This is a genomic window from Acinetobacter sp. YH12129 (assembly GCF_013418685.1).
GTDB lineage: Bacteria > Pseudomonadota > Gammaproteobacteria > Pseudomonadales > Moraxellaceae > Acinetobacter > Acinetobacter amyesii.
On the sequence record NZ_VPBP01000020.1, the window covers coordinates 1 to 12791 of the forward strand.

The window sequence follows — 12791 nt, forward strand, 5'->3', positions numbered from 1 at the left end:
AGACAGAGCAGAACCTGGTCTTCCAGGCTTAACTTGGGCGGTCTGCCTTTGGCAGGGACATGTTTCTTCAATTGCTCAACCATCAAATAGAAAGTTGACCATGAGATGCCTGTGTATCGCTTGAACTAAGGATCAGAAAGCTTGTTTGAATCGATGTATTTCATCCGCAGATTATGCACGAATGCTAAGAAATCCGGAGTGCAAATATTAACCAAAAATAAGATCGTTTTTTGATTTATGAAAGAGATCTATTATTTTATTAATTGGTTTTGCTCATTTTTCTTCTTATAGTTATCTCGCCCCATTTTTTAAAAATCATGCAGGCTTTGATGCGACCACCATCAGTTCATTATTATTGATCTACGGCATCGCAGGTTTCTTTGGTAATTTATTTGCAGGTTATAGCAGCAACATCAATGTCCGCTATACCCTTGCTTTTGTCGCATTCAGTTTTATCGTGGTATTTTTTAGCTTCCCACACTTTGCAGTTCACTTATTCGGTGCATATCTTTTAACCGCATTATGGGGTTTCGCCTTTGGTGCATTTCCTACAACGGCCAATATCTGGATGTTTGTACATGCCCCTGAAGCTGTTGAAAAAGGCATGCCGCTGTTTATTGGTATTTTCCAACTCATGATTGCGTGTGGCTCTCTATTTGGCGGCTATATTGTCGATCATTTTAATGCCAATACCTTATTGTATTCGGTGATGATCTTTGTCGCCTTCGCCATAGTGGCTATTTTCACATTAGGGCGTGGATTAAATAATCCAAAGCTTCCTTGTGCAGCGAACTAAGTCCACGCTCTAAGTGATATCGTCAAAACATTTGATTAACGATATTTCCCAAAGATTTTCCACGTATTGTTATCTGCTAAAGGGTCACTATAGCTATCACTACGGGCTTTACGTGGTTTGTCACGGGCATCCACCAATTTAAAGTCGTTTTCGACACTGAGTACAATGCCATTCACATAAAAACGGGTACGGGTGTATTCACTTTGTCCATGTTGAAATACATAGGTTCTGAGGTCAATAAATTCACGGTGTGCGACCAAAGCTGCCGTATCATCGCTGTCTAGCCATAGCCGCATCGCTTGAATTTGATCTGCTTCAAATTGCCCACATTTTTCAACTAAGCTGGCAATACCACGAAAGGTTTTAGATTCTTTCGCACGTGTTTTGTTGATTCGAATACGATCCACGTGAAAATAAAAAAGCGGCAGATTCAAATGACTCGGCAAATGAATTGCATCAAGGACTTCATCTTCCATAAAGGGCTGAAATAAGTCTTGAGCACGTTCGATTAAGCCTGTCCACTGCGCATAATATTCAGCCACTTCAGACTGTGTACCATAATAAATGGGCAGCCCTTCTACATTGGCTAAGGTTGAGGGCGGCCAAATATTTTGTCGAAGTAATGCAATATCACTTTTCAGACTTTGCACTGCGATTGCATCTTGCATGGAGCATTCCATTCTACTTAGGCTATTTTTAGATTAAGTCAAAGGTTTAGTTTCTGCAAGGCTTTGCCTATAATACTGCATTAGATTTTTATGCTAGGACACATTCATGGTTCAAAAGATTGAAGCTACTGATGTAACCGAAGAAGAAGCGTTGAATGCAGCTTTCTTTGAACGTGCGGATGAATTTATTAAACAAGCCAATGAATTTTGTCGTGTTGAAAAAGGTTCTCAAGTCAAACCTGCAGAAATGCGCGGTCAAGTAAGTGCTGCCATGTTATTTGGTACTGCTCGCTTTAATACTTGGGTTGCTGCAAATGGCTTCAAAGATGGCAAAGAAATGCGTGATGCCAAAGATCAAGTGATGTCTTATATTCTTCAACAATTTCAAATGATGCTTGAAGATAATTATGATGAATATTGCGAACAGTTTGAAAACTATCTTCGCTTCCGTCATAACGAAGAATTCCATGCAAATAAGCATGATCACGACCACGATCATCAGCATTAATCAAAAGCCCTTCGGGGCTTTTTTTATACAACTTCTCTTTCACAAAGCTTTGATTTAATATTCAGTTATAACGTTGTATTTTCATCATTCAAACTATTTTCAGTACCTTGCGTATACGACAATACAATGAAATACGCAAGAAATGGACATGGTTTTAAGGACAAGGATAGCAATGCAGACGCTCGATTTTGCCATCGTGGATTCACATATACATCAATGGGATCCATACAATACGCCACATGCCGCTTCACTTGCCGTGAAATTATTGGGTAAACATCCCTACTTGCTCGACAAAATGATGCGCTTAGTTAAGCCGCAAGAGTTAATTGACACGGTTGGCTTAACCAAACATGTGACGACACCGTATTTGCCTGAAAATTATAAGCAAGATGCAGGACATTATCTGGTCGATCAAATCGTACATGTAGAAGCGAGCTGGCATGACCATAAAGGCAAAGGGGTGGTTGGTGAAACAAAGTTTATTGAATCTTTAGACTTTAATGCTCAAAAGATTAAACTTGGCGCCATAGTCGGCACTGCAGACCCATGTGACAGTAGTTTTAAGAAAATTCTTAAAATGCATAAACAAGCCTCCCCACATTTTCGTGGCATACGAAAAATGGCAGCTGTACATGAAGACCCAAAAGTTCACGCATGGACCAATGAGCCCCATCTCTATACCAATAAAAAATTTATGAAAGGTTTTGAAGCCCTTGCTCAAATGAATTTAAGTTTTGATGCATGGGTTTATTCAGACCAAATTCGTGATTTAACCGCTTTAGCACGTGCTTTCCCTGAAACATCTATCGTGCTGGATCATTTTGGGACACCTGTCGGTGCCTTTGGACCTGTCGGCTCACATACAGGCTTAACCCAAACTTCACGTGACAATATCTTGTTTCGTTGGAAAGATGATTTAGCTGAACTGGCAAGTTGCCCAAATGTTTATACCAAAATGTCTGGATTATTCATGCCTGTGCTGGGTCATCAGTTTCATAAAGAACAACGCCTTGCATCCAAACAAGAGATTTTCGATTGCGCCTTTCCGCTTATTTCTCATGCTCTACAATGCTTTGGAAAATACCGTGTGATGTTTGGCTCTAACTTCCCGATGGATAGTGTGAGTGCATCCTTGGTGAATATTATTGACGCCTTTTCAGATGCGGTCGCGAGTTATGATCCTGATGCACTGACTTTAGTCTTCCAACAAAATGCCCGTCAGTTCTACCGTCTATAAGTTCGTTAAGATAATCTTACAATCAAGTCATACAATGCAGCTCAAAAAAATCCTCCAGATGGAGGATTTTTTATTCGGTTTATTTTTGAGTAGATTTTACAGCTTGACCATATTGGTCAGCCATCACCTCAACCAAACGCTCAGGTTGAATATATTTTTTGATGACAGCATTAACATCCGCTTTGGTCAAACTAGCAATGCGTTGATCACGCTTTTCACGATAGTTTAAATCACGACCTTTTTCTAACTGTGGAATCAACATACTATGAATGCGACGGTCATCTTCAAGTGCAGTTAAACGCTTTTTCAAAATACTAGCTTTAGCTGCTTCTACTTCCTGTTCCGTCACGCCATTTTTCAATAAGTTTTGCAAAACTTTATGAACAGACTGAGAAACTTGTGCAGATTTACCTGCAGTGTAGTTTGCATCAATACTCAGTACACCTGAATTCACCCATTCATCAAAATTAATGTCTGCACTAAAACCATAAACCAGTGCATTCTTTTCACGTAACTCTTGAGCTAAACGTGAAGACAACTGTGAATCACCAAGTATGTGGCGTAATACTTGTAGTGCAGGAGAATCAGTATGCTCCACACCTACAGGTAGAGTCATAATCGCTTGGTAACTACCAAACTCACGCTGTTCAGACAATGCATGCACTTTCTGTGCAGGATATGCCGTAAACGTAGACTCTAAGCGTTGATATGGCTCGCTGGTTTTCCAATCTGCAAATTCTTTTTTCAGAATTTTTTCAATTTGCTTAGTATCAAAATCACCAGTTACCGCAATTTGTGCATGCTGTGTTTTAAAGAATTTTTGATGTAACTGCTGCACTTGATCACGTGTAGCCGACTCAATTTGTTTTTTCGCAAGTTCAGGTTCGAAGTGATAACGAATATCCCCCGGCTGATAGATCTCGACAATACGCGACAGCGTCATTGCAGCAACGGTATCCGGCTCTGTATAAGGTCGATCCAAACTCGATAAACTTTGCGCTTTGATTAAATCAAATTGTGACTGCTCAAATGCCGGAGCTTTAATAACATCAATGACATATTGCAAAAATTCTGCAAATTTTTCTTTACGAGCAACCACTTGAATCATGAGGCCATTATCATTTGCACTAACCGTTGCACCGCCACCGACATCAATAATTTTATCGGCAATTTGCTGTAAGCTTTGATCTTTAGATGCACGGAACATGAGATAAGCTGTTAAATCTAGCAACTCCCCTTTATTCATTAAGCTTTGTGCTGTACCAAAATCCAATGCAATCGTGGCATAGGTCTTGTCATCACGAGTTTTGGTTGGGAACAATGCATACTGAATGCCGTTTTTAAATTTAGCCCGCTGAATCTGCTTCTCTTTCTGATTTAGATATTGCTTAGACTCTGCAACGTATTGCTTCACTTCAGCTCGATAAACACTCGCATCTTTCAATGGCTCTTCTGCAGGCGCTTGCTGATCTAAAGTTTCAGCAGGTTTTGACGCGGCTTGTTGCTGTGCTTTCTTTTGATCTTCAGGTGTAGGCAGAATATTTCCTGTGACACGGTATTCAGGCTTTAGAAAGTCCTTATACACCTGATTCACCTCGCTTACATTCAGCTTTTGCACTTTATCTAAGTCACGGAAATATTGAGACCAGTCCCCGTTATAAGCCACAGTATAAGAACTAAGACGCTCGCCAAGTGCTGTTGCGCTATTTTTGACATTGTCAGCCATATTTCTAGTCAGGCTTTTAACACGGTTTAGCTCGACGTCATTAAAGGCTTTATTCTGCTCTACACCTTGTGCCAGACTGGTTGCCACTTTGTTAGCATCATGACTTGGGCCATATATCGCCCCCATAAACACCAAATTAAAATCTTTATCTAACCATGTGGTGGATTGAACTGCGGTTGCTGTCCCTGTTTCCACCATGCTTTGATACAAATGCCCACTTGGCTGTAAGGTATACAAAGTTGGAGATACCGCCAAAGCAGTTTTAATCGGTTCGACTGCACCATTTAAATAAATATTAAATTTACCAAAGTCACTGCCCTTATGAACTGTAAATTCGCGTTGCTTTAATTTCGTTCCATCTAATTTAGGGACTTTGGCCTGTTCAGGAATTTGGCGTGCGGCAATTGGGCTAAATTGTTGATCAATTTGTTTTAATACAGCCGCTTTATCAAACTTACCAGAAATCACCATCACTGCATTATTTGGCGCATACCAACGGCGATAGAACTGGTTTAATTCGTTCATATTGATGGATTGAAGTTCTTTCAAATCACCTATCGGTAAGCGGCCTAAAGATTGATTGCCATAGGCTTCTTTTAAAACTTGGTCGATTAACACTGAAAATGGCTGATCTAAACGAATTTCACGTTCACGCTTAACGATATCAATTTCTGTCGGTACAAATTTTTCCTGAAGTACCAATTTATCCATCCGTTCTGCTTCTAAATGCAAAACTTGATCGATTGAACTTTGTTCAGGACGAATCACATTGGTGTATTTCGTTGAATAATAATCCGTACTGGCATTGGTCATCAGCGTGAATTGGTCTAGGCGACGCTGAAATTCATCACCTTTGACATTTTCAGTGCCTTTAAAGGCCAAATGTTCAAGCAAATGCGCTAAACCACCTTTGCCCTCAGGGTCATTTAATGAACCCGTGAAATACACCGTATTCATAAACACTTTGCTTTCTTTATCGTTTTGCGCCAAAACCACACGAAAACCGTTGTCTAATTTATATTCTTCAATGGCTTGTTCAGTTTTAACCAATACAGGTTGAGCAAAGAGGCTTGTACTTAAACCTGCAAAAAAAAGTGAAAGCGTTAAATGTTTAATACGCATGTAATTCAAGTGTCCTCTATATTTAGCATCGATCAGCGCAGTGCTGTCGATCAGATTGGTTTTGATTTTATGCTGAGCTTTTCTGGATTAATAGTTACTTTTTATTAAATACATGCTGCAGAATGAGACAGCATGTATTTGATTTATGTTCAGATATAAATGTCAGACTGCATATACAAACACGCATAGCCTGAGATTTCTATACGGTCATTTTCAAGCATTTGACAGTGTAACTCACCACCACGACTCGATGCTTGATACGCCAAGATTTGACGTTTTTCTAGACGTTCTGCCCAAATAGGCACGATTCCAGTATGAATAGAACCCGTAACAGGATCTTCATTGATGCCATTGCCCGGTGCAAAATAGCGTGAAATGCAGTCATATTGCTGGGCTGCCGCAGTGATTGCAACATCAGTAATCGTACCCGGCGCTGTAATTGCGGTGCGAATTTTGCCAAGACGTTTTAAGATTTCAAAATTCGGTTGTTCGTCCAAGACTTGTTGAGTCGTTTCGTATTCTACGATATACGCCTGCGCATTCAGATAAACCTGCTTAAAAGGTTGACTCAACCCTAGACGTAGCTCTTCAGGATATTCGCTCACGACCTGTGCCCGACGCACAGGGAAATTCATCAGAATTTTTCCATCTTCAGCTTTATTTACGCTAAAAATACCGAGATTTTTGACATGAAATTGGATATTTTTTTCAGCCGTATAAAACTCAAAAAGCACATAACTACTGGCCAATGTCGCATGTCCACAAAAGTCCACTTCAGTGGTCGGTGTAAACCAACGAATTTCATAATTGCTGCTGTCGATTTTTTTCACAAATGCAGTTTCAGACAGATTATTTTCCAAAGCAATCTGTTGCATCAAGTGTTCATCTAACCATTCATCCAACACCAAAACCGCCGCTGGGTTGCCTTTAAATAACACTTGGGTAAATGCGTCCACTTGATACATTTTCATTGATAGAACTCCTGATTTAGTGATTTATATTAAAGGCTTTTGAAAATATTTCATGCGTTATATGCTATGTAGCTACACTTTTTAATAAAACATCTAAGTTATAGATGAACTTAACTATAGGCATAATTTTGAAAACGCATATTCACCCCGTTCCTTTAGAAAAATCATACCGACTTTTAAATCATGGACCGACTGTGCTCGTCTCTGCTCAGGATCAAACCCATACTGGTGTGATGACTGCAGCATGGGCATGCGCCTTAGAGTTCAACCCAGCAAAAGTGACGGTAGTACTGGATAAATCAACTAAAACACGTGAGATTATTGAGAATTCAGGCTATTTCGCCTTACAAGTACCGACACTGAAACAACTCAAACTGGTCTATGCACTTGGTATGATGAGCCAACGTGATGCGCCAGAAAAATTACGCCAATGTGGCGTGGAATTATTTCAATTTAATGCCTCAGATATTCCTGTGGTTGAAGGTTGTGCTGCTTGGCTACTGTGCAAACTTATTCCCGAACCTCACAATCAACAAGCGCACGATCTGTTTATTGGTGAAGTCATTGCTGCCTATGCAGACGACCGCGTCTTCCGTAACGAACATTGGTATTATCATGAAGTAGAAGATGAATGGAAAAGCCTACATCATGTTGCTGGCGGGCACTTTTATACCATTGGTAATCCTGTATCTGTAGATGAGACACCAGACTAAAATAGCGCTATGAACTCTGTCGTTTATTTAGGGTTGAAAATGGATAATCATACCTTTTGAGCATTTTCATGCTAACTTTAACTTAATTTAAAATATTGAATGAATGGATATGGCGTTTAAAATACATACATTGGATGTCAAAAATTCACTGCAAAATTATATTTGGCTGCTTGAGCACACCGAAAGTTATGATGTCATTGCAGTAGATCCTACTGAAGCTGCCTTGGTCGAGCGCTATTGTCAGGAACATCAGCTCAATCTTACGCAAATTTGGCTAACGCATTGGCATAAAGATCACGTTGGTGGCGTACCAGAACTTATTCAGGATAAAAACATTGCCGTTTACGGTCCCCGTGCAGAATTAAGCCGTATTCCATGGGTGAATTATCCTCTCGATCATAATGACCGTTTTGAATTTCATGGGCTTGAAGTTGAAATTACAGCAACGCCCGGCCACACCCTCGGTCATATCGTATATTTTATCGATGACATTCATACGCTTTTCTGTGGCGATGTATTATTTGCTATGGGCTGTGGACGTGTTTTTGAAGGCACCTTTCAACAAATGTACGATTCATTGAACCGTATAGCCGCATTCCCTGCTGAAACTCAAGTGTATTGTACTCACGAATACACCCTATCGAATGCGCAGTTTGCGCGGCATGTTGAACCTGACAACCTTGCCATACAACAGCGGTTTGATGAGGTTGAATCCCTACGCATGCTCGGACAATGTACTTTGCCAAGCAGCATTGAATTAGAACTAGAAACCAATCCATTTTTACGCGCAGAAAGTGTTGAAGCATTTCAACGCTTAAGAGAACTCAAAGACAATTTTTAATTGGATTGCGAGTTATAAGCATTTTAGATTTCATCACAAATATACTGTTTTATTTGTGATGAATGTTTCGGGCCGATTCATCATTTTATATTTATAAAATTTGATTGGTGGCAGCAAACTCATCCAATTCAGCTTGTGTTACAACTAGAACGGCTTGCATTTCATCGATACGTACCATCAATAAACCACCTAATGCCGGCTGATAACGTCGCGCACTGCCAAAAGGCGTATATGCCACTTTGGATTGCTCCGAAAAGACCAACCAATCTTCATGTCCAAGCATCATCGCAACAGGCGTCTGCCCTGCTTGTTGCATCTGTTCAATTTTTGCTTTGACAGCGTGCTCAATGTTTTGCATGCGTTCAATCTATTCATATCGATGGGACATAGTATAAAAGCTTTTCGATAAATCTTGATGAGAAATAGCTTTGCATGCTCACCTATCGAGCCATTTAGGCTGTGAATAATTATTTATTTGCAATCAATATTGCACGCCCAAACAGCTGTGCATTCTAAGCCAAGCAATCGTTTATTTTGCGCACAGCTTCTCTATAGGCATAGGATAGATTTTAAGCCAGCAGTTAAAAACCAAATTTTTAAAATACGTTATATTTACTTACATTAAGTTTAACTTGTTATAAAACAGCAATTTAAATGAATTTATACAGTTTACAAGCCGATAATCTGTTTATTTATCCATCAAAATTTCATATTTTAAATAAAAGTTTTCCATTTCCCCTTTAAAAAATATTTTGACACCCCTATTTAATATTTTAATGATTGATAAGGAGTTCGCTCGTGAAAAAAGTGGTTAAAGCAAAAAATTTAGTTGCCTTCCGTCTTTGGTTAGAAAAGTTAGGATATTCTGTTCGTACACTGGCAGATAATCGTGGATTTACATTCAGTTTTAAAAAAGAATATGGTCTAGTGACTGTAGACTTGTCTGGTAATGCTTTGGCCATGCAGCTCGGTGAAGAGTTTGAAGATCATTTAAAGGCATAATCTTCTCTATAATTTATTCGAACGATTAGAAATAAATGATTTAATTCGATTGATTCGAATCCGCATTTCAAAATTTGCCCGTATATTCGGGCTTTTTTTCACCTTTGTTTTACTGACTCATTTTAACGAGATAAATTTCAGACAATAAAAAAGCAAGATTAGACATCTTGCTGTATCTCTTCGTTCATCATTCTTTCATTAGATTTTTTATTAGAATTAGTCTTCAAAAAAGACCATGTTTAAGACACTGATTTTTCGAATTTCAAAAACAAAAAAGCAAGGTATAAAACCTTGCTTAATCTAATGGTGGGGACGGAGAGACTCGAACTCTCACACCTCGCGGCGCTGGAACCTAAATCCAGTGCGTCTACCAATTTCGCCACGTCCCCAACTCGGGTGCTGACAATGTCAGACTTAAATTTGTTTTAAAAACCTGTTTATTTGGCAACTTAATAAATTAAGTGGTGGGGACGGAGAGACTCGAACTCTCACACCTCGCGGCGCTGGAACCTAAATCCAGTGCGTCTACCAATTTCGCCACGTCCCCAACAGGGTTGCTGACAATGTCAGACTATTTTTAAAACTTGGCAGAGGATCAAGGATTCGAACCTTGACGAACGGTTTTGGAGACCGTCATGCTACCATTACACCAATCCTCTGTGACCTTCACTACTAAACTCATGTTTAGTAATTCAGTGGTGGGGACGGAGAGACTCGAACTCTCACACCTCGCGGCGCTGGAACCTAAATCCAGTGCGTCTACCAATTTCGCCACGTCCCCGATGGCTGTGTATATTATAGAGATCACCCTTACATGACAAGCCTTTTTTATAAAAAAGCATCTTGTTTGTTTAAATAAAAAACAATAGTGCTTTTTTTGTATTTTTCTTAAGCAAATTCAGCAACTAAGTCGCTTTTTAAGCGATAAAAATCCACCATTCTGTCATTTTTTTGCTTCATCAACATGTGTTGCAATAGCTGACTAAACCCTTGATATTGCATTGGCAGATCAAGCTTTAAGCGTTGGCAATGTAAATAGGCCCAATCTTGATAGTTTTTCGCCTCTAAACGCTGTGATGTCAGCCATTCCAAGAAAATAATCCCCAGCGCATAGATATCACTGTGCAAAGATTTTGCTTGTCCATGGAAAAGTTCTGGAGCCATATAACGTGGTGTCGCAGTTAAGGCATTTTGCTGATCAAAATCTAATGGTAGCGCTTGCTCAAAGTCGATGAGTCTGCACTGCCCTTGCCAATCCACAAAATGCTCTTGTTTTAAATCTGCATGTATCCAACCGTGCAAGCTTAATCGCTCAACCACATCGATTGCTTGCCATAGCACTTGCCTCACCTGCTCAATGCTCAAATTCGATACAGGCTGTAAGAACCAAGGCTCAGCATTCGGGAGTATTAATAGGCGATCAATAGGCTCTTGCTGAATACTGAGATGCTTCTCTTTTATCACTTGAAAAGGTAGCGTGATACTGTTTTGTGTAGACGCTTGATTGAATAGCTGGTACAGCTCAATTTCTTGACCAAAACTAGCTACATGTTCAGGGCTGCTGTCACTGACTTGCGCCTTGAGCCAATAACGTTGTTGATTGAATTGAAATTGATATAGACGACGGCCAAAAACCAAACTTTTGGTTTTGGTTTTTGGCTCGCAAATGGTTTGCGCTAAATCTGTGGATTTAAACTGCAATAAATTCTGCATGTCGTTGACTGGGTTCATTTTGATAATTTAATAATTCCAAACAATGCTGAATGGTCTTACCAATGCGGGCTTGCGTTTCGATTAATGAAATCTTCGGCCAAGTGGCTCTTTCACCTTCACGTTGCAATACTTTAAACAGGTAGGGTCGAGGATTTTGCAACATATAACTATAGTGTCTTAAGCCATATTTCCCCACAATATTGACATCACCATAGTAACGCTGATCCACCACGCCATAACCATGATCAAGCAAACGTCTTACAGGTGGGATACTTCCTGCACGCTCACGGGCAAAATCCATCACCCCTTTACTAATCACCTTACCTTGACGACGAACGATCCGCTCAGGCCAACTCAACATGCTTTTACGAAAGCGTGAAGCATCATCCTGCATAAACGGCACAATATGCGGATTGACCTGACTAGCGATACTGTAATTAATATTATACAAACGCGCCATTTTCTCCTGTGGGAAATCACTGCGCACACTGCCATCCACCCAACGCGTTGCCGACATATATGGCGTAAATTGCCCGTCATAACGCTTACTGGTCAGTCGTACCGGTGGAAATAGAATAGGCACTGCACATGATGCCAGCACCGCACTCCACACCAACAAATCGGGTGATGTATACGCATTCATAATTCGTGCATCTTGTGATGCATCATAAGGCGCAACTGCCACATTGATATGCAGACCTGATTGCTTATATGCTTCGGCAAAAGTTAAGTCACCTAAGTTTTCAACCAAAAACTTTTTCAGATATTTTACATCTGCCAAACCGCCATTACCCTGCACTAACTCAGTCAATTTACGAAAGTGAAATGCCTCACTAAAGAAGTTTTGTCCGTTTAATAAATTGGTAAATTCTGACGGTTTAGATACACCCAACATCCCGGTCATAATGGCGCCAGCACTGGAACCAGACAGAACTTTTGGCATTAAATCTTGTTCCATCAGTGCTTTACACACACCGGTATGAAACAAACCTAAAGTTGAACCGCCTGAAAACATCAAAACAGGTTGACCATAGGCTTTTTGACTTTGTTCAAAAAATTCAATTTTTTGTGCAGCATCAAGACAAACGCATTCTTCAGATGCGATAAAGGCCAAACTTTGACTCACCTCATCAACATAGTCTTCAATAATTTTTTTGGTGCCGACGTAGGCTTCTGTAAACAGTAAAGGATGAGCAATATTGCCCACATCATAAGTTAAACCTTCACTTAAAATGTACATCAAATCTCGGGTACGTTTCTGACCACGATATCGTCTCAGTAACCCTAAACGATGAGTAATAATTTCTGCATCAAAATACGGTGAACTATTATCGAATTTCCATTCTTGCGCACCCGATTCTTCATCTATTTTAAGTGCGATATCTTTCCATTCTTCATAACACTCAGCACGGTCAAGCTGACGCTTTAATTTTTTGATCCGATATGCCTGATGTGGATTAATACTTTTTGAAAACCCTGTAAACAACATGACTA

Annotated in this window: 11 protein-coding genes, 4 tRNA genes and 1 pseudogene; 6 read left to right on the forward strand and 10 right to left on the reverse strand. The window is 39.9% G+C overall.

Annotation, left to right across the window (positions count from 1 at the left end; all coding sequences use genetic code 11):
- Nucleotides 1-250: 250 nt before the first annotated feature.
- Nucleotides 251-796, forward strand: a pseudogene (locus FTU65_RS10835) (MFS transporter); the annotation flags it as partial.
- A 35-nt stretch (nucleotides 797-831) separates the two neighbouring features.
- On the opposite strand, the gene FTU65_RS10840 reads toward FTU65_RS10835, so the two are convergent.
- Nucleotides 832-1464, reverse strand: coding sequence for a hypothetical protein (locus tag FTU65_RS10840; RefSeq protein ID WP_180065469.1), 633 nt, complete (start codon nucleotides 1462-1464; stop codon nucleotides 832-834).
- Nucleotides 1465-1570: 106 nt separating this feature from the next.
- Between FTU65_RS10840 and FTU65_RS10845 the strand changes: the two genes are divergently transcribed.
- On the forward strand, nucleotides 1571-1972 hold the full coding sequence (locus FTU65_RS10845) for a DUF3144 domain-containing protein (protein ID WP_078188837.1): 402 nt from the start codon (nucleotides 1571-1573) through the stop codon (nucleotides 1970-1972).
- A gap of 172 nt (nucleotides 1973-2144) precedes the next feature.
- Nucleotides 2145-3209, forward strand: coding sequence for an amidohydrolase (locus FTU65_RS10850; protein ID WP_180007295.1), 1065 nt, complete (start codon nucleotides 2145-2147; stop codon nucleotides 3207-3209).
- 79 nt (nucleotides 3210-3288) lie between these two features.
- Here FTU65_RS10850 and FTU65_RS10855 read toward each other — a convergent pair whose 3' ends face one another.
- Entirely contained in the window at nucleotides 3289-6057 is a 2769-nt protein-coding gene (locus FTU65_RS10855; protein ID WP_180065467.1) for a pitrilysin family protein, read from the reverse strand.
- 149 nt (nucleotides 6058-6206) lie between these two features.
- Nucleotides 6207-7028, reverse strand: a complete 822-nt coding sequence (locus tag FTU65_RS10860; RefSeq protein ID WP_180010345.1) for a PhzF family phenazine biosynthesis protein — start codon at nucleotides 7026-7028, stop codon at nucleotides 6207-6209.
- 104 nt (nucleotides 7029-7132) lie between these two features.
- Between FTU65_RS10860 and FTU65_RS10865 the strand changes: the two genes are divergently transcribed.
- The gene (locus FTU65_RS10865; protein ID WP_180010344.1) at nucleotides 7133-7741 is read left to right on the forward strand and encodes a flavin reductase family protein; all 609 of its coding nucleotides are present in this window, start codon (nucleotides 7133-7135) and stop codon (nucleotides 7739-7741) included.
- 109 nt (nucleotides 7742-7850) lie between these two features.
- A complete protein-coding gene (gene gloB, locus FTU65_RS10870; protein ID WP_180010343.1) occupies nucleotides 7851-8582 on the forward strand; it encodes a hydroxyacylglutathione hydrolase in 732 nt (243 codons plus the stop codon).
- 91 nt (nucleotides 8583-8673) lie between these two features.
- Here gloB and FTU65_RS10875 read toward each other — a convergent pair whose 3' ends face one another.
- The gene (locus FTU65_RS10875; protein ID WP_257222679.1) at nucleotides 8674-8940 is read right to left on the reverse strand and encodes a hypothetical protein; all 267 of its coding nucleotides are present in this window, start codon (nucleotides 8938-8940) and stop codon (nucleotides 8674-8676) included.
- 440 nt (nucleotides 8941-9380) lie between these two features.
- On the opposite strand from FTU65_RS10875, the gene FTU65_RS10880 reads away from it, so the two are divergent.
- Nucleotides 9381-9584 (forward strand): hypothetical protein, encoded by a 204-nt coding sequence (locus tag FTU65_RS10880; protein ID WP_078188846.1) that lies wholly within the window; start codon nucleotides 9381-9383, stop codon nucleotides 9582-9584.
- Between the two features lie 304 nt (nucleotides 9585-9888).
- Here the strand turns inward: FTU65_RS10880 and FTU65_RS10885 are convergent.
- From FTU65_RS10885 to FTU65_RS10910, 6 genes are all read right to left on the reverse strand, one after another.
- Nucleotides 9889-9973: transfer RNA gene (locus FTU65_RS10885), tRNA-Leu, on the reverse strand.
- Nucleotides 9974-10046: 73 nt separating this feature from the next.
- Nucleotides 10047-10131 (reverse strand) — tRNA-Leu (locus FTU65_RS10890).
- Nucleotides 10132-10169: 38 nt separating this feature from the next.
- Nucleotides 10170-10243: transfer RNA gene (locus tag FTU65_RS10895), tRNA-Trp, on the reverse strand.
- Between the two features lie 37 nt (nucleotides 10244-10280).
- A tRNA-Leu gene (locus tag FTU65_RS10900) sits at nucleotides 10281-10365 on the reverse strand.
- A gap of 107 nt (nucleotides 10366-10472) precedes the next feature.
- Nucleotides 10473-11297 carry a protein kinase gene (locus FTU65_RS10905; protein ID WP_180065465.1) on the reverse strand — a complete coding sequence of 275 codons (825 nt, stop codon included), beginning with the start codon at nucleotides 11295-11297 and terminating at the stop codon, nucleotides 10473-10475.
- The gene (locus FTU65_RS10910; RefSeq protein ID WP_180065463.1) at nucleotides 11275-12786 is read right to left on the reverse strand and encodes a DUF3336 domain-containing protein; all 1512 of its coding nucleotides are present in this window, start codon (nucleotides 12784-12786) and stop codon (nucleotides 11275-11277) included. Before FTU65_RS10910 ends, FTU65_RS10905 begins: the two co-directional genes overlap by 23 nt.
- Nucleotides 12787-12791 lie beyond the last annotated feature (5 nt).

Coding starts and splice junctions, on each gene's coding strand:
- FTU65_RS10840 (WP_180065469.1), bottom strand. CDS start 1,464: ATGCAAGATGCAATCGCAGTGCAAAGTCTGAAAAGTGATATTGCATTA.
- FTU65_RS10845 (WP_078188837.1), top strand. CDS start 1,571: ATGGTTCAAAAGATTGAAGCTACTGATGTAACCGAAGAAGAAGCGTTG.
- FTU65_RS10850 (WP_180007295.1), top strand. CDS start 2,145: ATGCAGACGCTCGATTTTGCCATCGTGGATTCACATATACATCAATGG.
- FTU65_RS10855 (WP_180065467.1), bottom strand. CDS start 6,057: ATGCGTATTAAACATTTAACGCTTTCACTTTTTTTTGCAGGTTTAAGT.
- FTU65_RS10860 (WP_180010345.1), bottom strand. CDS start 7,028: ATGAAAATGTATCAAGTGGACGCATTTACCCAAGTGTTATTTAAAGGC.
- FTU65_RS10865 (WP_180010344.1), top strand. CDS start 7,133: ATGAACTTAACTATAGGCATAATTTTGAAAACGCATATTCACCCCGTT.
- gloB (WP_180010343.1), top strand. CDS start 7,851: ATGGCGTTTAAAATACATACATTGGATGTCAAAAATTCACTGCAAAAT.
- FTU65_RS10875 (WP_257222679.1), bottom strand. CDS start 8,940: ATGCAAAACATTGAGCACGCTGTCAAAGCAAAAATTGAACAGATGCAA.
- FTU65_RS10905 (WP_180065465.1), bottom strand. CDS start 11,297: ATGCAGAATTTATTGCAGTTTAAATCCACAGATTTAGCGCAAACCATT.
- FTU65_RS10910 (WP_180065463.1), bottom strand. CDS start 12,786: ATGTTGTTTACAGGGTTTTCAAAAAGTATTAATCCACATCAGGCATAT.